Raw genomic sequence first — 18,343 nt, forward strand, 5'->3', positions numbered from 1 at the left:
CCGGCACGCCTTTTTTATCACTGGATAGAAACTTGCAGATCATCTGAGAGAATATCCTGAGGCATTTATGTCTCATTATCCAGATAGTGTAACATACATTGCCAGAAATCGAAGTTTTTCTCTAGCCTTTAGTAGGCTATTTCTCATATTGTTAGCGCCTCTACAGGTGGTATAGTTATGTTACTCAATGATACCGTATTTCCTGCCGCTCAGGCAGCATCAGTCTGCGTTCTGGACAGGCTTTTGGTCTGCGAGGGCGCCGAGCTGTCGTTTTTGTACTTTCACTATGAGACTCGCTTCGTCCTTATCATGCGCACAGCGGGGGCGCCGGCAAGGTGCGAAATCATTGAAGATTTCGAGGAAAAAACCGGGGCGGCCGCCGACAATTACTTCCGCGACTTTGCAGCGGCTGTGCTCGAAGTCAGATCCAGCGAGCTCGGACTTTATCTGACATCTGCAATTTCGCCGGCAGAGGGCTTGGCAAATGGTGCGGTCGGGATCGCACGGCGTGCCGGGCGACAGACCGACGCGCTTGCCCTGGAAAAGCTGACCGCCGCGAGCTTTCTGATTGGCCAGTTACTCAAAACGTTTACCGAGATCGCAAGCGAAGTACCGCAACACGACGCCCTGCCCGGTCTGGTCCTACATCGAGCCCTTGACGCGCTGACCATCCTTTTTGATCTACGGGTATCTTCGCTGCGCAGTTTCGACGGCATTGAAGCTTATCGGGAACGACTGCTGATTTTGATCATCGCGCTGTCGACCATGGCAGCGAGCGCACAAGAAGCAGAGGCCGTCACTGTCGAGATCGCAGGCGGGGCAGCAGAAAGGTCGGTGACCTTCGTCCAGAAAAACGCCACACTGATGTTTCCATTCATGAGCGGCCGGGACGCCGCGATCCTAAGGCGCGCCGTCAATGGCCTTGGCGCGCGGCTATCGGTCCAGCGTGATAACCAGACCAATATTACCCGCGTCCAACTCGTAATTCGTTAGTGAGGGCGGCAACCGCTGCCAATTTGTATACGCGCGCAAGCACGGTCCTGAGCCGCGCCGCCATCAGCGGTCTTCTCAATGATCGAGCTGAAACCTTTCAGCCTGGAACAGACCACCTATCGCGCGGACCAGAATTTTCAAATCACCCAAAAAACTCCACTGCGCGGCGTAGGAAGCGGCCGCCATTTCCCCATTCCTCACGGCGTCAGCCGTGGCGCGGCAATCGCTGATCATGCCTGGCCTGCAGAATTGTGCAGACACCTTGCCCCTTTTTACATAGCCGCGATCAACAGGCAGCGATGGCGGACCAACGAAACTCATGTCACCGAGGAGCACGTTGAGAAGTTGCGGCAGATCATCAAGACCTGTTCGATGAAGAACGCGTCCAACCGGGGTTAGCAAAATATCGTCCTTCAACGTTTCCGTCATGATCCAGCTTGCAAGCTCGTCTGGATGGCGCGACAGATGCTGGCCAAGCCGGAGGCGCCAGTCGACCGGCAATTTCCTGAAGCTGTAGCAGTCAAACGCCTCGCCCCCCGCTGATCGCCGTTTTTCCAAATGAAGGACCGGACCGCGATCGGCCAAACGAACAAGTAGCGCGATCGCAATCATCAGCGGCAAAAGGCAGATGATAGCCACACTCGCCAGAACGAGGTCAAAAATCCGCTTCTGTGCACCGCCCGCAGGCTGCGGGATGTGTCGATCGCCGTGATCACGCGAGGGATTTGCAAATTCGGCATCGTATTTCATTCTGAGGCCTCCACAGCGCTGGCCATTTAAATCGTAATGATCAGTATTTTCAAGCAAAATCTGATGTATACCTCGAAAGCATGAACTACGTCCTGGAATACCACACGTTACCGTAGGTAGCGTTACGTCAGGATCGATTTGTACAACCACATTGATCTGGCGTGTAGACTTCTGAATTTCGGCGATGGTTCATTATCTTATATTTTATTAGCTTCTATCTTTCCTGTTACTGACAGGTTTTTCGCCATTTACCGCAAAAAATCGCGTTTAACGACTTTTTAACGATGACATCTTTTTGACATCTTGTCTGTTGAAGGTTTCCAACGACGCATTAAGCATGGTAACACTGCATCAAAGAACTCAGTTATCTCTGATTATGCGAAGTCTTGCGGGACGATAGACGAAGGTCCCAGATCAGAGTGTGCGTCGTGAGGCCGGGAGGGGAGTTCATGTACGCACCCAGGTTTTTTGTTTCGATGTCCGCCGTGCTCATCGCTTTCTTTTGCGCGATATTATGGATGCAAGGGTCCGTCCTCAGTGCGCTTGCCGACAGTCTTTTATGCGCTGTCCTGATCCAGAGCGGGTATTTTCTCGGTGTCCTGTTTTTAGTCTGGCACGAGGATGTGTCCAGGCCTTCTCGCGCCCTTGATATTTCGAGCCAGGCAGTCGGTCCCCGATCCTGATGACGTCACGATCCTTCCGAGCAGCCCCAAGTATGACTGTTCAGATCAGCCGAGAGGCGAGTTGGTTATCCGCTCTCGCATGATGAGAATCTGCCTGGCTTTGCACGCTGCAGAATTGACTTCTCTGCTCAGAGGTCAGATGAAGGAACGCGGTTCATGCGTGGCCGCGGTTGGTGAGATGAAGCCCAATGAGCAGATTGTTTGTCGACGCCATTGTCGTTGGCGCAGGCGTCATCGGCCTGGCGGTCGCCCGCAAGCTCGCGCTTTGCGGCCTTGAAACCATCATTCTCGAGCGCGCCAACGCAATCGGCACCGAAACCTCATCCCGCAACTCGGAAGTTATCCACGCCGGTCTTTATTACCCGCAGGGTTCGCTGAAGGCGAAGGTCTGCGTCGAGGGCCGGGCAGCGCTTTACAACTACTGTACCCGCCGCGGCGTGGAAGCGCGACGGGTAGGCAAGATCCTGCTTGCCGCAAGCCCCGAGGAATTACCCAAGCTTGACGCGATCGCTGCCGCAGCCAAACGCAACGCCGTTTTCGATCTCGTTCCGCTCACACCGAACGACGTCGCCACGCTCGAACCGGAGTTGCACTGCGCCGGCGCGCTGCTCTCGCCATCGACCGGCATCATCGACAGTCACGGCTACATGCAGGCGTTGCGCGAGGATTTCGAGGCCGAAGGCGGCATGCTCGCCTTCCACACGCCGGCTGTGGCAATCACGTGCGGTGGTGCGCGAATCGGCCTGACCACGGGCGGAACGGAGCCCACCGAAATTGAGGCCAGCTTCGTGGTCAATGCCGCCGGTCACGGCGCCCCCGGCCTTGCGGCAAGAACAACTGGACTTTCCCCCGAGATGGTGCCGCCACAGTTTTACGCCAAGGGCAACTACTTCGCGCTTTCCGGACGCCAACCCTTTTCGCACCTCATCTATCCGATGCCCGACCACGCCGGCCTTGGTGTCCACGCAACACTTGACCTCAACGGCCGCTGCCGTTTCGGGCCTGATGTCGAATGGGTCGATGAGAATCATTCACTCGACGTTGCTGCCTCTCGCGCGGAACAGTTTTATGATGCGATCCGCCGCTATTGGCCAGGTTTGCGTGACGGCGCCTTGCAACCGGATTATGCCGGGATACGGCCAAAGCTTCACGACGCAACCATGCCAATGCCGGACTTCCGCATCGACGGGCCGCACCTGCACGGCGTCAAAGGATTGGTCAATCTGTTCGGGATCGAGAGTCCCGGCCTGACAGGATCGCTTGCGATCGCGGATATGGTTGCGATCGCGCTTGGAGTTGCAAGCGACAAAGAAGCACCCCACTTCGACCGATAAGCGGTTCTCGTGCTCTATCTGCCTGCAGGGAGTTTACACGCGGCCGTGTTTAACGTGCGGAGGGAGCGGGAGCGCTTCCACCCGAAGACCAATATAAGCGCCTTTGCGATAAATGCCGGAAATGATCAATATCGCAATTCCGATCCTTCCGAGGCGTCATGTCGATAATTTTTGAGCACCGGCGCAGGTATTATTAAATTTGTACTAGCAATGCAACGACCTTTACACGCAGTGATCGCAGCCAATATCAAACAGATTCCCATTTCGAATATGTCACGAATGATTGCATTTTTACCTATACATAACGTGATTGAACACTATTTCAAACTTATGATAGTAAATAAATACTGCAAGAAATTCAAAACAAAGCTGCCGCATCTTTCGTGAGAGTCATTGGGATTTTTTAATCCGAAATCTTCGTGAATCGACGCCCGCATGCTCTTTTGCATTGATTGCATTGCAACATATCGCATCATAGCTAACATTGTGACGGGGCCGCAATGATTTCAGGGCGTATTGATGACATGCCAGGTGACATCGATGTCCTCATCGTCGGATCCGGACCCGTCGGCCTCACCCTTACCAAAGAGCTTCGGCAGGCCGACAAGCGCGTGCTCGTTGTTGAGTCGGGCGGGTTAGACCCATCTGCGGCTTCGAATGAACTCGCCGGCGCCTTGATCCTGGAGCCCGCCAGCCACGACGATGTCCGCATCTGCGTCTCGCGCCAATTCGGCGGAACAAGCAACCTTTGGACCGGGCGATGCCTTCCCTTTGATCCGATCGACTTTGAAGATCGATTTCCCGATGGGCGGTGGCCCATTTCCTATGACGACATCCGACCGTTCTACGACCGTGCCGTTGAATACGCCAACTGCGGCCAGGGGTTCGTCGACAAGGCGCCGCTTGCCTCGGTAGACGCCCGCTTCGAACTAACGCACCTTGAACGTTACAGTCGTGATCCGAAACTGTTTCGCGCGAGCCTCCAGCAATTCAGCGAGGACAGGGGACTGACAATCCTACTGAACACCACCGTCGTGGATCTGGTCCTGACGGAAAATAGCAGCGTCAGCCATGTCGTGGCCCGTCACAAAAACGGTCTTGCCTATCGCATTTCATGCAAACTCGTGGTTCTTGCCTCAGGTGGGCTGGAAGCGGCGAGACTTCTGCTCAACATCCAGCGGCGTCACCCGCTGATGTTTGGGGGGCCTCATGGAGCGCTTGGCCGTTATTACATGGGCCATCTTTTCGGGCACGTTGCCGCGCTCAGATTTTCGAACCGACCGGCCGAGGCACTTTTCGACTTCCACCGGGACGAAACAGCCGCATATGTGCGCAGACGCATCGTGCCGAGCGATACGCTCATCAACCAGCATCATTTGCCGAATGTGGCGTTCTGGCCCGACGTGCCGGCCCTTTCAGATCCGCAGCATGGAAGTGCCTTTTTGTCCGCCGCTTACCTTGCCTTGAGCTTTCGTCCACTCGGACGGTTCCTCACGCCTGAAGTCATCCGCCGGCATCATGCAAGCCGTCTTGATGCAATCACAGGCCATCTCAAGAACCTCGCCGCTAACCCGGCCGAGATTGTCAGGCAGCTACCAGGCTATCTGCGTAATCGCTACGGGCGAAGCACCAGGAAGCCTGGCTTCTTCATCAGTAACAGCCGTCGGACATACAGGCTCGCCTTCCATGCCGAACATTTCCCAGACAGGCAAAGCCACGTACGTTTGTCTGACAGTGTCGATGCTTTCTTCGTGCCGCGGCTGACGATCGACATGCGCGTGCCTGACGAAAATATCCGTGCACTTGTTCGCACCCATCGTCTTCTGAATGATTGGCTCGAAAAAAATGACCTGGGTCAACTCGATCTGAGCCGCAATGACGATACGCTTGCAAGTGCCATCGCTACGCGCATCCGCCACGGCACGCATCAGATTGGACTGACGCGCATGGGAACGAACCGCAACGACGCCGTCGTCGACGGGAACTTGAAAATCTTCGATCTCGCTAACGCATATATTGCGAGTTCTTCTGTCTTTCCGACGTCGAGCCAGGCCAACCCAACATTGACAGCAATGGCCCTTGCAATTCGTCTCGCGCAGCACATCATCCAGCCGGCGCTCTAGCGCTTCTCTTCTGGTGCATACCTCCGAAACCTTTGCGAACGTCGACGATGTCGATTGCCCGAGATGACTTTCAAACTCGACTCGATGGGGCAGCTTAAGGTTCCGATTGATCTCCATAAATCTTATGGATTAATTTACTGCGACGGCGCCAAGTCTCGGCTAGGCCGAGCCTCAAAGATGCGTCAAGCTCCTCCCAGATCTCGAACCCAGTTGGATCAGCAGCAGTGACGAAAAACGAAACGGATAGCGTCAAAAGACCGACCATTGCCATTGTTGGGGGCGGCATTTCCGGTGCGGGTGTCGCCTTTCATCTCGCAAGAACAATGCACGAGCTGCCGCGCGTCATCATCTTTGAGCCGCGCGACGAATTGGGCCGAGGACTTGCCTATGATACGAACGACCCTTCCCACCGCATCAATGTTCCAGCAGCCCGCATGAGCCTGTTTCCCGATGAACCGGAGGATTTTCTTGATTGGATTGCCGACAGCGATGGCGTCGCGGACGATCCGGAAGCGTTATGGCCGAATGGCAATCTCTTCCCGCAACGCCGGCTCTTCGGCGCCTATGTCGCTGCGCGACTGCGCCCATACCTTGAAAACGGTGAGGTCGAGCACAGGAGGACGCTCGTAAGGAGGGTGTTGCCCGGCCCAAAGGAATGGTTGATCACCGACAGCAATGGCGATGAAACACGCGCCGATTTCCTCGTGATCGCCACCAGCCATCCAGCGCCCTCAGCACCGCGCAGCCTCTCCGTCGCATTGGCCGGCCACCCACGCTTTGTCGCCGATCCGACGCGCCCCGGCTCACTCGATGCCATTCGTCCGGACGATCGGGTCCTCATTGTCGGCAACGGATTGACATCGGCCGACATTGTCGCGTCGCTGACACGCAGCGGGCATCATGGACCGATCACCTCGATTTCCCGCCGTGGGCTTCGTTCGCGCGGCCACCCACCCTGCCCGCAGGAGCCCTTCGGCGACTTCCTTTCCGAGCCGGCTACAAGCGCTGCAGCACTCCTCCGGAGCGTTCGAAAGACGATCGCGGGGGCAGCCGACATCGGCGAAAGCTGGCATGCAGTCATCGATCAGGTCCGCAGCAACGGCCATGAAATCTGGCGCAATCTTCCTATTGCCGAGCGGCAGCGCATCGTCCGCCATTTGCGGCCTTATTGGGACGTCCATCGCTTCCGGGTCGCACCGCAGGTCGAAGAGGTGCTGGAGCGGGCGATCTCTGAAGGACGACTCGAGGTCCTAGCCGCCTCCGTTGCTGGCGTCAAAACCGACGGAGCGGCGATCGATGTGTTTCTGCGCAGGCGAAGCGGCGAGCGCGAGGAGAGACGCTTCGATGCCGTGGTCGTGACCACCGGTCCTGCCCATGACAGCATTCTCAAAAGCCAGATATGGCTGCATGAGCTCAACCAGAACGGTCATCTAAAGCTCGATCCGACGGGCCTCGGCATCGCCTGCAACGAGAGCTCGGAAGCGGTCGGAACGGATGGTCTGGCAGATTCGTCACTGCTGATCTCGGGTCCGCTTGCGCGCGGCACCTTCGGTGAGCTGATGGGACTGCCGCAGGTAACCGAACATGCTGTCTTCATCGCAGCCGAACTTGCAAGAAAGTTGAATGCGATCCGATAACGTCATGTGATTGCCCCCGAAGACAAGACAGTTGGCACCCGTCCGAACCGGGTGTACGAAGATTAACCATCTGTAATTCTTACATTTTTGCAATGAAACCGTAATGAACATTTAATTTGTAAATGCGGTTTGACCAGAGCATATCTCTGCAAGACGCCATTTCTTGAAACCGGCAGCATTCGCTACAGTTTCGATGATTGTCCTGGAGGCAAGGGATTGGCGCCACGTTCACCCGACGCCCGCGTTCCCCCGCATGGAACCAAGACGCCGCCATGCAGTATTTTCGCAAGGGACCTGTCACCATGTTACCGATCCTCTCCAAGCATCGCACCGCAGCGTTGATCGGCGCAGCGATTATCGCCGGCACTGCCGTCGTGCCGTTTGCCATCAACGCATCCAATGCCGCCGCCGCTCCGGCCGAAATCAACGGCGCGCTTTCCTCCAGCGGCTCTTTCGCCTCCGTCGTCGATGCGGACAAGCCCGCCGTCGTCACTATCACCACAACGATGAAGGCCGACGCCAGCGCCGACGACGACCAATCGCCGATGGACGAGCAATTCCGGCAGTTCTTCGAACAGCAAGGCATACCATTTCCCAAGCAGGTGCCGCAGCATCAGCACGGTGAGCGCGCCATGGCCCTCGGCTCCGGCTTCATCATCAGCTCCGATGGCGTCATCGTCACCAACAACCATGTGATCGACAATGCTTTGGGCATCAAGGTGACCCTTGATGACGGAACGGAGCTCCCGGCCAAGCTGATCGGTGCCGATCCGAAGTCTGATATCGCCGTCTTGAAGATTGAAGTTCCGAAGCCACTTGCAACGATCGCCTGGGGCGATTCCGACACGCTGAAACTTGGTGATCAGATCCTGGCCATCGGCAATCCCTTCGGCATCGGTACGACAGTCACGGCCGGTATCGTGTCGGCCCGCGGCCGCGATCTGCACAGTGGCCCCTACGACGACTTCATCCAGATCGACGCGCCGATCAATCACGGCAATTCCGGCGGCCCACTCGTCGACCACGCCGGCAATGTCGTCGGTATCAACACGGCGATCTATTCACCAAACGGCGGCAGTGTCGGCGTCGGTTTTGCCATTCCGTCCGATGAGGCCAAGGCGATCGTTGCCAGGCTTCAAAAAGACGGTTCGATCGAGCATGGCTATCTCGGCGTGCAGATCCAGGCAGTTACCAAGGATGTTGCAGATGCCGTTGGGCTCAATGCCTCGCAGGGTGCGCTCGTTGCAGCCGTAACCGGGGGAACCCCTGCCGCACGCGCCGGTGTCAAGACGGGCGATATCATCACCGCCTTAGGCAGCGAGACCGTAAAGACGCCTAAAGACCTCTCGCGTCTCGTCGCCGACATGTCGCCGGGCGCCCGAGAGACGCTCACTGTCTGGCGCAGCGGCCAAAGCACCGATCTCACCGTCACCATCGGCGGCAACGGCAACGGCGAGAAGCAGGCAGCAGCCGAAGAAAGCAGCGGCAGGACACAGGTCGGTCCGGGCATCGGAATTGCTCTTGCCGATCTGACGCCGGATACCCGGGAGGAACTTAACCTGCCCAGAAGCGTCACGGGCGCGGTCGTCGCCAGTGTCAATCCGGACAAGCCGGCCGCCGAAGCAGGCATTCAGACGGGCGATGTTATCGTCTCGGTCAACGACAAGACCGTGCATAATGCAGGCGATGTGAAGAACGCCGTCGCCAATGCTGCAAGATCCGGTCGCAAGTCGGTGCTCCTGCTTGTCGAACGTGGCGGCGATAAGATCTTCGTAGCGGTCCCTTTCGCAGCGGCTTAACGCAGAATATCATGCGCCCTGCATTCAACCGGATGCGGAGCGCTATTGCTCCAGGGCCCGCGCCGCCTCAACCTCGCCGAGCGCAGAAAACGAACGCCGGTGGACGCCAGCCAGCATTGGCGGCGTCCAGATCAGTGATGGCAGCTCGGAGTTCCGCATCCTCCCCCGCTTCCAGGTTTCGCCGGTCAGACATCTGCGACCTCGAACGAAAGAGACGCCGACCCTTCCAAGTAAGCGTTCATTGCTCTGGTCGTAAGGTCGCTCATAAACGCCGGAATGCTATAATCAGACAACCCATCGCGATGTTCCCGACGCGCCTGTAATCTACAACCAGGAGGCCGGTGATTTGGGCAGTCGGCCCTCTGGATCGATTGCGCGAAGCTCCGGTGCACCCGGCATATTCCATTTCCACAGCGCGACGCATGTGCCGCCGGGCGACATGAAGGATGGATAGATCACGCCATGATATCGCGACGCAATCAGACGCTCGCGCAAGTGATGGGTTGCGGGCACCTTGCTTTCATCCATCAGCATCCGCCATTCGCAACGATGGATGTCCGCAGTAACGTCAAACTTTCGAAGAAGCACCTGGTCTGTCGTGTCGGCGAGGCGCGCCCCTTTGAGTTCCAGGTGCACGATCATCGCCGGATGCTGGACAAAGCCCTGGTTATATTCGGCCCAGGCCGTGGACAGTTCGCAGGCCGCATAAATGGTCGGGGCACCCACCGGATTCCATCGACCACCAAAACGGCTGGCGCCCTCGCCAGAAAGCGGCGCATAGGCCCATCGTGGAACGAAGGCGCGCCACAGATGCACGACGGTCTCAGGCATAGACGCCGGAGCGGACGGCCTCGAGATAGGCGAGAACCCGGTCGGACTTGCCTTCACCGACAAGATCAAACGCCGTCTTGCCGCCCCAGCCGGGGATCGGCTGATGCTTGAACCATATGACCGCGCGGTTGTCGTCGCCGGCCATTTCGCTTGCCATCGCAAGGATGCGGACGACGTTGCTCAGCGCACTATCCACTTTACGAGCGCTCGATTTCGCCGCCAGAGTATTGCGCGCAACCCCGATCAGCCGGGCCAGCTCGGAGAGCGTCACGCCGAGTTGCTCGGCGACGCGCCGGGCCGATAGAAACGACGAATGTTCATCGCCGAAGCGGGCAGCGACATTGCTGAGGCCTGCGGCTGCCATGATGGCTATCCTCGCATAATTTGATCAATCCTCAATCAAATTATGCTCAAAGTGCGCTCAATTCAAGCATCACTTCGCCAGGATGGCACCCGTCGTTCGAAAAAGGCGACAATGCCTTCGCGCGCCTCTTCCGTTTCCCAAGTGTCGGCTAATTGCTCGACGACACTTTCGATGACCGCGTCCGTGATCGGCATACCGAGCGAGCGCGCAAGTGTCTTGGCTCTTGCCACTGCATCAGGCGACGCCTTCAGGAAATGCCCGACTTCGGCCTCGACTGCCGCATCTAGATCCACAGTGGGGACAACCTGCGCGACCAGCCCGCCGGCCTCTGCCTCCGATGCGCTGATCAGTTTACCGGACATCATGAGCGGCCGGGCAGCTCCTTCGCCGATCCGCGCGACGACGAAAGGACTGATCGTTGCCGGGATGATGCCGAGGCGAACTTCGGTCAGGCCGAAACGGGTGCTTTCGGCGGCGATCACAAGATCGCAAACACTGAGAAGACCGACACCGCCCCCAAAGGCATTGCCCTGAACACGGGCGATCACCGGCTTCGGAAGATCATTCAATGCACGGAACATGGTGGCAAGCCGCCTTGCCTCGGAAATCCGCTCAGCCCGCCCCGCCTCAAACTGCGCGCGCATCCAACCGAGATCGCCGCCCGCGCAGAAGCTTGTCCCCTGTGCGGCAAGCACGATAACCCGAACGCTGCGATCTTCCCCGAGAGCCTTTGATGCGGCGGTCAGTTCATCCATCATCTGAGTCGAGATCGCGTTGTGCTTTTCGGGCCGCGCAAGCGTCAGCCGCGCAAGGCCGCGGGCGTCGATATCGATGTGAAGCGTTTCAGGCATTACGACCTACTCCTCAGCTCACGGGCAAAGGCGGCTGTCTGCCGCAGCTTGTCTTCCGCAAGTCCTGTCGAAAAACCTCTTGCCGCGAGATGTTGCGCGACGGCCATGGTGTCGACGTTGCCCTTTGCACCCGGTGCGTAAGGACAGCCTCCGAGCCCGCCGATCGAGGCGTCGAAGACGCGAAGTCCTTGGTCGAGCGCAACGTCGATATTTTCGAGTGCACGGCCTGAGGTGTCGTGGAAATGGCCGGCAAGCATTGTGGCAGGCGCCTCGTCAAGCACGGCGGCGAGCATCCTTGCCACGGCTTCCGGTGTCCCGCGGCCGATCGTATCGCCAAGGCTGACCTCATAGCATCCAAGTTCCCTCAGCAATGCGACGACCTTCGCGGCATTGGCCGGCGGTACGGCACCTTCATAGGGGCATTCGACGACACAGCTGACATAGCCGCGCAGTGGAATGCCATGCGCTCTGCTTGCCTGCGCGACGGGGCCGAAACGGTCGATGCTCTCGGCAATCGAGCAATTGATATTATGCTGGGAGAAGCTTTCGGAAGCTGCGGCAAAGATCGCGATCTCGTCCGCCCGTGCCGAAAGTGCCGCCTCAAAGCCCTTCATGTTGGGGGTGAGGACGGCATACCGCACGCCAGGTACGCGGCGAATTCGGGCCATCACTTCGGCTGCGTCGACAAGCTGCGGCACCCATTTCGGGCTCACGAAACTTGTCACCTCGATGCGCTCGTAGCCGCAATCAGACAGCATATCGACAAGAGCAATCTTGTCTGCCGTCCCGATGAAGTGTTGCTCATTTTGCAGACCGTCACGCGGTGCCATCTCGACGATTGAAACATGTTGCTGGTGTGAAGCCGTCATCATGCCTCTCCAGCCTTCAGGGTGACGAGGACGGCGCCCTCGGAAACCTGCTGCCCCTCACTTGCGTGAACGCTTTCCACAATGGCGTCTCGCGTAGCGGTCAGCGTCAGCTCCATTTTCATGGCCTCCATGACGATCAGCGGCGCGCCCTTCGAGACGGCCGCACCTTCGCTTGTCCACACGATCTTGACGAAGCCTGGCATCGGCGCGATCAGGCGATCGCCGACCTCCGCTTCTGAGGCAGTGCCGTCCAGCGGATCGGGCAGCGCAAAGAGGTGCGAAATGCCGTCAAGCCGCAGGCACAACCGATGCGTCCCGCGCTCCACCTCGACAGAAACCTGTCTGCCATCGGTCTCCACCTGCAAACGGTCGGCATGGCGGCTGACGATCTTAATGGGAATCACCCGGCGGCCGTCATGAACGGCGAACATACCGAAGCCTCGTGCGACGACGCACAGACTTGCAAGACTGCCTGCATGTTCCAACGTCACTTTACGCTGCATTTCGCCCCAGAGCTGCCAATGGCCGAGCGTGTCCCACGGATCGCTGCCGTGGCTCTTGCCCTCCAGCGACAGCACCGCCGCAAGCGCAATCACCGTGTCTTCGGCAGCTGGAATTGCGGTCAGGGTCTCAAGATTGCGCTCGATCAGACCAGTGTCCGGGTGGCCAGAGACAAACTCCTCCTGACGGCTCAGGTTGGTCAGAAAACCGATATTGCTCACCGTCCCGGTAATGTGGGATGCCTGCAGTGCCCGCGTCAACACCCCAAGCGCTTCGGAGCGATTTGCGCCATGTGCGATCATCTTGGCGATCAGCGGATCGTAATGGGCAGAAATCCGATCGCCTGCCCTGACGCCTGCATCGATCCGCACGCCGTCCTTTGGGAACCGCATGTCGTCGATCACGCCCGTGGCGGGTAAAAAGCCCCTTGCAGCGTCCTCCGCGTAAATGCGCGCCTCGAAGGCCCAGCCGTCGATCTTCAGCTCGGATTGTTTTTTCGGAAGTGGCTCACCGGCTGCCACCCGCAATTGCCATTCGACGAGATCAACGCCCGTAATCGCCTCCGTTACCGGATGCTCGACCTGCAGACGCGTGTTCATTTCCATGAAGAAGAAGCGGTCCGGCCGCAATCCCTTCGAGACATCGGCGATGAACTCCACGGTCCCCGCGCCGCGATAATCGATCGCCCGCGCAGCGCGCACGGCCGCTTCGCCCATGGCGCGACGCATCTCGGAGGTCATGCCCGGAGCCGGCGCTTCCTCGATGACCTTCTGGTGGCGCCGCTGGAGTGAACAATCGCGCTCGAAAAGATGGACGACATTGCCGTGCCGGTCTCCGAAAACCTGTACCTCGATATGACGCGATCGAAGCAGGTATTTTTCGATAAGCACGGCATCATCGCCGAATGCCGCCTTCGCCTCGCGCCTTGCCGCCTCCAGGGCAGATAAAAGCTCTTCGGCCCGGTCGACTCGACGCATGCCCTTGCCGCCGCCGCCCGCGCGCGCCTTAATGAGAACGGGGAAGCCGATCTCGGATGCCTTGCCCGCCAAAAGGTCCGCATCCTGGTCGTCGCCGTGATAGCCGGGCACGATCGGAACGCCGGCGCTTTCCATCAGCGCCTTGGCGGCATCCTTGCGGCCCATTGCCCGGATCGCCATCGGCTGCGGACCTATGAAGACGATCCCCGCTGCCTCGACAGCCTCGGCAAACTCGGCGTTTTCCGAAAGAAAGCCATAGCCCGGATGGATTGCATCGGCGCCAGCCCGCTTGGCCGATTCTATGACACGCTCGATCGAGAGATAACTTTCATGGGCCGCCGCACCGCCAATGCGGATCGCTTCGTCAGCAAGCTCGGCGTGCAGCGCGCCGCTGTCGGCATCGGAATAGACCGTGGCTGTGCGCACGCCCAGGCGGCGGGCGGTACGAATGATACGGCAGGCGATTTCACCACGGTTCGCAATCAGGATCTTTCCAAACATCGCAGCCTCACATCCTAAACAGACCGAAGCGCGTGTCCTCGATCGGCGCATTCAGCGCCGCTGACAGCGACAGGCCGAGCACATCGCGGCTCTTTGCAGGGCCGATGATGCCGTCGTCCCAAAGGCGGGCGGAGGCATAGAGGGGATGGCTCTGGCTTTCGAAGAGATCGAGAACCGGCTTTTTGAAAGCCGCCTCGTCTTCTGCATTCCAGGGCGTTCCGGCGCGGATCAGCGCTTCGCTGCGAACGGTCGCAAGCACGCCTGCCGCCTGCTCGCCGCCCATTACGGAAATCCTGCTGTTCGGCCAGGTCCAGAGGAAGCGCGGCAAAAAGGCCCGGCCCGCCATGCCGTAATTGCCGGCGCCGAAGGAGCCGCCGATCAACATGGTGATCTTCGGTACCTTGGTGGTTGCCACCGCCGTGACCAGTTTGGCGCCATGCTTGGCGATACCTTCCGTCTCGTATTTGCGCCCGACCATGAAGCCGGTGATGTTCTGCAAAAAGACCAGCGGGATTTTCCGTTGCGAGCAGAGCTCGACAAAATGTGCGCCCTTGACCGCAGATTCAGAAAACAGGACGCCGTTGTTGGCAAGGATCCCGACAGGGATGCCATGGATATGCGCAAAGCCGCAGACGAGCGTGGCGCCGTAGCGCGCCTTGAACTCGTCAAAACGCGAACCGTCGACGATGCGGGCGATAACCTCGCGGACCTCGTAGGGCGTGCGAAGGTCGGCGGGCACGATACCGGCGATTTCCTCCGGATCGTAGTGCGGCGGCTCTGCTTGGCGAAGCTCGACCGTATGCGCTTTTTGCCGGTTCAGCGATGCAACGGCGCGGCGTGTCAGCGCCAGGGCGTGGGTATCGTCGCGCGCCAGATAGTCGGCAACGCCAGAAAGGCGCGTGTGCACGTCGCCGCCGCCGAGCTCTTCGGCAGAGACCACCTCGCCCGTCGCCGCTTTGACAAGCGGCGGCCCCGCGAGGAAGATGGTTCCCTGCCCTTCCACGATGATGGCTTCGTCAGACATGGCAGGGACATAGGCGCCACCTGCCGTGCAAGAGCCCATCACCACGGCAATCTGCGGGATTCCGGCCGCCGACATATTGGCCTGGTTGAAGAAGATCCGGCCGAAGTGATCACGATCGGGAAAGACCTCGTCCTGGTTGGGCAGATTGGCGCCGCCGGAATCAACCAAATAGATGCAGGGCAGGTTGTTCGCCGCTGCGATCTCCTGCGCCCTTAGGTGCTTCTTCACCGTCATCGGATAGTAAGTGCCGCCTTTGACCGTCGCATCGTTGCAGACGATCATGCATTCGCGACCTGCGATGCGACCGATTCCCGTGATCAGCCCGGCTGCCGGCGCCTCATCGCCGTACATGCCGTAAGCAGCTGTCGCAGCAATCTCCAGAAACGGTGTTGCCGGGTCGATCAATCCCATGACCCTGTCGCGCGGCAGCATCTTGCCGCGACCCACATGCCGCTCGCGTGCCGCCGTTCCGCCGCCGTCCTGGGCCGATCGCGCGACGTCCTCAACAAGCCTGATAGCCTCCTGCATGGCCGCCTGATTGGCCCTGAAGGTTTCAGAATTGATCGCAATCTGAGATTTGAGTACGGTCATGCCGTCTCCGCAAAGAGCTCGCGTCCGATCAGCATTCGCCGGATTTCGGAGGTTCCGGCGCCGATCTCGTAGAGCTTGGCGTCCCTCAAGAGCCGCCCTGCGGCATAATCATTGGTGTAGCCATTGCCGCCAAGCGCCTGGATCGCTTCGAGCGCCATGCCAGTTGCCTTTTCCGCTGCATAAAGAATGCAACCTGCAGCATCCTTGCGGGTCGTCTCGCCGCGGTCGCAGGCCGCCGCCACCGCATAGGCATAGGCGCGCGCCGTATTCAGCGTCACATACATGTCGGCGAGCTTGGCCTGCATCAACTGGAATTCGCCGATCGCCCGGCCGAACTGCTTGCGTTCATGCAGATAGGGCAGAACAAGATCGACGCAAGCCGCCATGATACCGACGGGACCGGCCGAAAGCACCACGCGTTCGTAATCCAGGCCTGACATCAGTATCTTCACGCCGTCGCCGATTGCGCCCAGCACGTTCTCCTCTGGCACTTCGCAGTCTCGAAAGATCAGCTCGCAGGTGTTCGAACCCCGCATTCCGAGCTTGTCGAGTTTCTGGCCTGTCGCAAACCCCTGGAAGGTCTTCTCGACAAGGAACGCCGTGATTCCGCGCGGTCCGGCCTCAGGGTCGGTCTTGGCGTAGACCACGAGAAGATCGGCATCCGGGCCATTGGTGATCCACATCTTGTTGCCGTTCAGGAAGTATCGGTCGCCGCGCTTTTCGGCCTTGAGCTTCATCGAAACGACATCAGAACCGGCATCCGGCTCCGACATGGCGAGTGCGCCGACATGTTCGCCCGAGATAAGCTTGGGCAGATAGCGGCTCTTTTGCGCGTCATTGCCGTTGCGGTTGATCTGATTGACGCACAGGTTGGAATGCGCCCCATAGCTCAAGCCGACAGAGGCCGAGGCGCGACTGATCTCCTCCATGGCGACGCAATGGGCGAGATAACCAAGACCTGCGCCGCCATAAGCGTCGTCCGCCGTGATGCCGAGCAGGCCCATATCTCCCATCTCCCGCCAGAGCGGTGCTGGAAAATTGTTACTGCGATCGGTCTCTGCCGCCAGCGGCGCAATGCGTCCACTCGCAAACCGCCTGACACTTTCGCGCAAGGCTTCGATCTCGTCACCGAGTGCGAAATTCAACCCACCTGAATACATCCGGCCTCTCCCCTTAGCCGTCGATCGCGCCGCATCGTCACCGGCATCTGCTCTCCTTCGAGGTCGCAGTGTTGATCCATGATACTGGAAGCATTGCTCCTCCGCTTCCTCAGTCCATGTCAGAACGATAGCACCCGATCCGCAGAATTTCCCCACCAAAAATGCTACCGTTGCGCATCAATCGAAAAGCGAACGGCCATGCTGGCGATATTTTCATAAAGGTGCTTGATCGGCGGTTATTGAACCATCTGCCGCCGCCATTTTGATGCGGCAAGCAGCCGGCCCGCAGCCGGCGCTGTTGGCACGCGCCACCGCACACCTGATCAATTGATCTTCACGCCCTTCGAGCGCATGCGCGAAACGGTCTCACGCTCGGCGCGCTTGCACCGCATGGGCGGCAAACCGCGGTCCATCAGGTCCATGTCCTCCAACACCATGTCGCCCATCTTCTTGAAGGCACTGTCGAGTGCGCCGGCACGATGGGCTGAGCGGATGAACCCCTTTAAACTGCGCACCGGATGGTGAAGCGGCAGCGGCTCTTCCGGATACACGTCGCTTGCCGCAACGATATGGCCAGATGCGACGGCGGCCATCAGTGCATCGAAATCGACGACATCGGCCCGACTGAGCAGGATGAACGCCGAGCCGGGCCGCATGCTGGCAAACGCCTCAGCATTGAGGAATTGCTTGTTCTCACTGGTCACCGCCGCAACGACAAAAACGAAATCGCTCTCGGTTAGGACCTCTCTTAGGCTCGCCGCTTCGACGCCGTTCTCCTCCAGGATGGAGCGCGGCAGCCAGGGATCGAAGACCCGGATCTTCGCCCGGAAACCGCAAAGCACGCGCCGGAGTGCCTTGCCGAGGTCGCCAAAGCCGATGATGCCGATCTCGGAGCCTGCAATCAGACGGGAACTTGCATTGCCCTCTCCGCCCCAAAGCTCTCTGCCATTACGAAATGCCAAGTCCTGGTCAACGATGCCGCGCGCGAGCGAAAGTGCAAAACCCAGACCGATCTCCGCCACGGGTTCGGCAAAGACCTGTCCCGTTGTGACGACGTGAATGCCGCGCTCAAAGAGGATTTCATAAGGCATATTGTTGATGAGATTGCTTTCGACGTTCAGCACGCAGCGCAGTTCGGGCATACGCGCCAAGGTCCCGGCCGACAACGGCGGCTGGCCGATGATGTAACGCGCCTTGCCGAGAATGCCATCGCCGAGCCCGGCGATATTTTCCGGATCGGCCTCGATGATCTGATATCTGGCGTGCAACTGTTTTCGCGCCGCCTCGGTAAAGATCAGATCGAGCGTGCGCGGCTCCGGCGCGCTGATCGCCAGTGGCCGCTCGTCATGTGCCAT

Annotated in this window: 15 protein-coding genes; 6 read left to right on the plus strand and 9 right to left on the minus strand. The window is 59.0% G+C overall.

Going from position 1 to position 18,343, the window contains the following annotated elements:
* Positions 1–243: 243 nt before the first annotated feature.
* Positions 244–993 carry a hypothetical protein gene (locus tag BLP23_RS26745; protein ID WP_092587767.1) on the plus strand — a complete coding sequence of 250 codons (750 nt, stop codon included), beginning with the start codon at positions 244–246 and terminating at the stop codon, positions 991–993.
* A gap of 75 nt (positions 994–1,068) precedes the next feature.
* On the opposite strand, the gene BLP23_RS26750 is transcribed toward BLP23_RS26745, so the two are convergent.
* Positions 1,069–1,743, minus strand: a complete 675-nt coding sequence (locus BLP23_RS26750) for a sugar transferase (protein WP_092587768.1) — start codon at positions 1,741–1,743, stop codon at positions 1,069–1,071.
* 518 nt (positions 1,744–2,261) lie between these two features.
* On the opposite strand from BLP23_RS26750, the gene BLP23_RS35385 reads away from it, so the two are divergent.
* From BLP23_RS35385 to BLP23_RS26775, 5 genes are all read left to right on the plus strand, one after another.
* The gene (locus tag BLP23_RS35385; protein WP_167363987.1) at positions 2,262–2,426 is read left to right on the plus strand and encodes an exopolysaccharide production repressor protein; all 165 of its coding nucleotides are present in this window, start codon (positions 2,262–2,264) and stop codon (positions 2,424–2,426) included.
* 188 nt (positions 2,427–2,614) lie between these two features.
* Entirely contained in the window at positions 2,615–3,760 is a 1,146-nt protein-coding gene (locus BLP23_RS26760) for an NAD(P)/FAD-dependent oxidoreductase (protein WP_092587770.1), read from the plus strand.
* A 524-nt stretch (positions 3,761–4,284) separates the two neighbouring features.
* Positions 4,285–5,883: an FAD-dependent oxidoreductase gene (locus tag BLP23_RS26765; RefSeq protein ID WP_167363988.1), complete on the plus strand. Its 1,599-nt coding sequence runs from the start codon at positions 4,285–4,287 to the stop codon at positions 5,881–5,883.
* Between the two features lie 224 nt (positions 5,884–6,107).
* A complete protein-coding gene (locus BLP23_RS26770) occupies positions 6,108–7,520 on the plus strand; it encodes an FAD/NAD(P)-binding protein (RefSeq protein ID WP_233426826.1) in 1,413 nt (470 codons plus the stop codon).
* 302 nt (positions 7,521–7,822) lie between these two features.
* Positions 7,823–9,319: a DegQ family serine endoprotease gene (locus BLP23_RS26775; RefSeq protein ID WP_092587855.1), complete on the plus strand. Its 1,497-nt coding sequence runs from the start codon at positions 7,823–7,825 to the stop codon at positions 9,317–9,319.
* A gap of 324 nt (positions 9,320–9,643) precedes the next feature.
* Here BLP23_RS26775 and BLP23_RS26780 read toward each other — a convergent pair whose 3' ends face one another.
* The 8 genes from BLP23_RS26780 to BLP23_RS26815 form a co-directional block, all read right to left on the minus strand.
* A complete protein-coding gene (locus tag BLP23_RS26780; RefSeq protein WP_092587773.1) occupies positions 9,644–10,150 on the minus strand; it encodes an RES family NAD+ phosphorylase in 507 nt (168 codons plus the stop codon).
* Positions 10,143–10,514, minus strand: coding sequence for an MbcA/ParS/Xre antitoxin family protein (locus tag BLP23_RS26785; RefSeq protein WP_092587774.1), 372 nt, complete (start codon positions 10,512–10,514; stop codon positions 10,143–10,145). The genes BLP23_RS26780 and BLP23_RS26785 overlap by 8 nt, the downstream gene beginning before the upstream one ends.
* A gap of 62 nt (positions 10,515–10,576) precedes the next feature.
* Positions 10,577–11,365 (minus strand): crotonase/enoyl-CoA hydratase family protein, encoded by a 789-nt coding sequence (locus BLP23_RS26790; RefSeq protein ID WP_092587775.1) that lies wholly within the window; start codon positions 11,363–11,365, stop codon positions 10,577–10,579.
* A complete protein-coding gene (locus BLP23_RS26795; protein WP_092587776.1) occupies positions 11,365–12,234 on the minus strand; it encodes a hydroxymethylglutaryl-CoA lyase in 870 nt (289 codons plus the stop codon). Before BLP23_RS26795 ends, BLP23_RS26790 begins: the two co-directional genes overlap by 1 nt.
* Positions 12,234–14,213, minus strand: a complete 1,980-nt coding sequence (locus BLP23_RS26800) for an acetyl/propionyl/methylcrotonyl-CoA carboxylase subunit alpha (protein ID WP_092587777.1) — start codon at positions 14,211–14,213, stop codon at positions 12,234–12,236. The genes BLP23_RS26795 and BLP23_RS26800 overlap by 1 nt, the downstream gene beginning before the upstream one ends.
* 7 nt (positions 14,214–14,220) lie before the next feature.
* On the minus strand, positions 14,221–15,828 hold the full coding sequence (locus BLP23_RS26805; RefSeq protein ID WP_092587778.1) for a carboxyl transferase domain-containing protein: 1,608 nt from the start codon (positions 15,826–15,828) through the stop codon (positions 14,221–14,223).
* Entirely contained in the window at positions 15,825–16,988 is a 1,164-nt protein-coding gene (locus tag BLP23_RS26810) for an isovaleryl-CoA dehydrogenase (RefSeq protein WP_092587779.1), read from the minus strand. Before BLP23_RS26810 ends, BLP23_RS26805 begins: the two co-directional genes overlap by 4 nt.
* Positions 16,989–17,311: 323 nt before the next feature.
* Positions 17,312–18,343 carry a hydroxyacid dehydrogenase gene (locus BLP23_RS26815; RefSeq protein ID WP_092587780.1) on the minus strand — a complete coding sequence of 344 codons (1,032 nt, stop codon included), beginning with the start codon at positions 18,341–18,343 and terminating at the stop codon, positions 17,312–17,314.

The organism is Rhizobium mongolense subsp. loessense (genome assembly GCF_900099775.1).
In the GTDB taxonomy this organism is placed as follows: Bacteria; Pseudomonadota; Alphaproteobacteria; order Rhizobiales; family Rhizobiaceae; genus Rhizobium; species Rhizobium loessense.

What these genes read in the sequence shown, in the direction of transcription:
- BLP23_RS26750 (WP_092587768.1), bottom strand. Translation starts at nt 1,743, where the DNA reads ATGAAATACGATGCCGAATTTGCAAATCCCTCGCGTGATCACGGCGAT.
- BLP23_RS35385 (WP_167363987.1), top strand. Translation starts at nt 2,262, where the DNA reads ATGCAAGGGTCCGTCCTCAGTGCGCTTGCCGACAGTCTTTTATGCGCT.
- BLP23_RS26760 (WP_092587770.1), top strand. Translation starts at nt 2,615, where the DNA reads ATGAGCAGATTGTTTGTCGACGCCATTGTCGTTGGCGCAGGCGTCATC.
- BLP23_RS26765 (WP_167363988.1), top strand. Translation starts at nt 4,285, where the DNA reads ATGCCAGGTGACATCGATGTCCTCATCGTCGGATCCGGACCCGTCGGC.
- BLP23_RS26775 (WP_092587855.1), top strand. Translation starts at nt 7,823, where the DNA reads ATGTTACCGATCCTCTCCAAGCATCGCACCGCAGCGTTGATCGGCGCA.
- BLP23_RS26780 (WP_092587773.1), bottom strand. Translation starts at nt 10,150, where the DNA reads ATGCCTGAGACCGTCGTGCATCTGTGGCGCGCCTTCGTTCCACGATGG.
- BLP23_RS26785 (WP_092587774.1), bottom strand. Translation starts at nt 10,514, where the DNA reads ATGGCAGCCGCAGGCCTCAGCAATGTCGCTGCCCGCTTCGGCGATGAA.
- BLP23_RS26790 (WP_092587775.1), bottom strand. Translation starts at nt 11,365, where the DNA reads ATGCCTGAAACGCTTCACATCGATATCGACGCCCGCGGCCTTGCGCGG.
- BLP23_RS26795 (WP_092587776.1), bottom strand. Translation starts at nt 12,234, where the DNA reads ATGACGGCTTCACACCAGCAACATGTTTCAATCGTCGAGATGGCACCG.
- BLP23_RS26800 (WP_092587777.1), bottom strand. Translation starts at nt 14,213, where the DNA reads ATGTTTGGAAAGATCCTGATTGCGAACCGTGGTGAAATCGCCTGCCGT.
- BLP23_RS26805 (WP_092587778.1), bottom strand. Translation starts at nt 15,828, where the DNA reads ATGACCGTACTCAAATCTCAGATTGCGATCAATTCTGAAACCTTCAGG.
- BLP23_RS26810 (WP_092587779.1), bottom strand. Translation starts at nt 16,988, where the DNA reads ATGTATTCAGGTGGGTTGAATTTCGCACTCGGTGACGAGATCGAAGCC.
- BLP23_RS26815 (WP_092587780.1), bottom strand. Translation starts at nt 18,343, where the DNA reads ATGGCACATGACGAGCGGCCACTGGCGATCAGCGCGCCGGAGCCGCGC.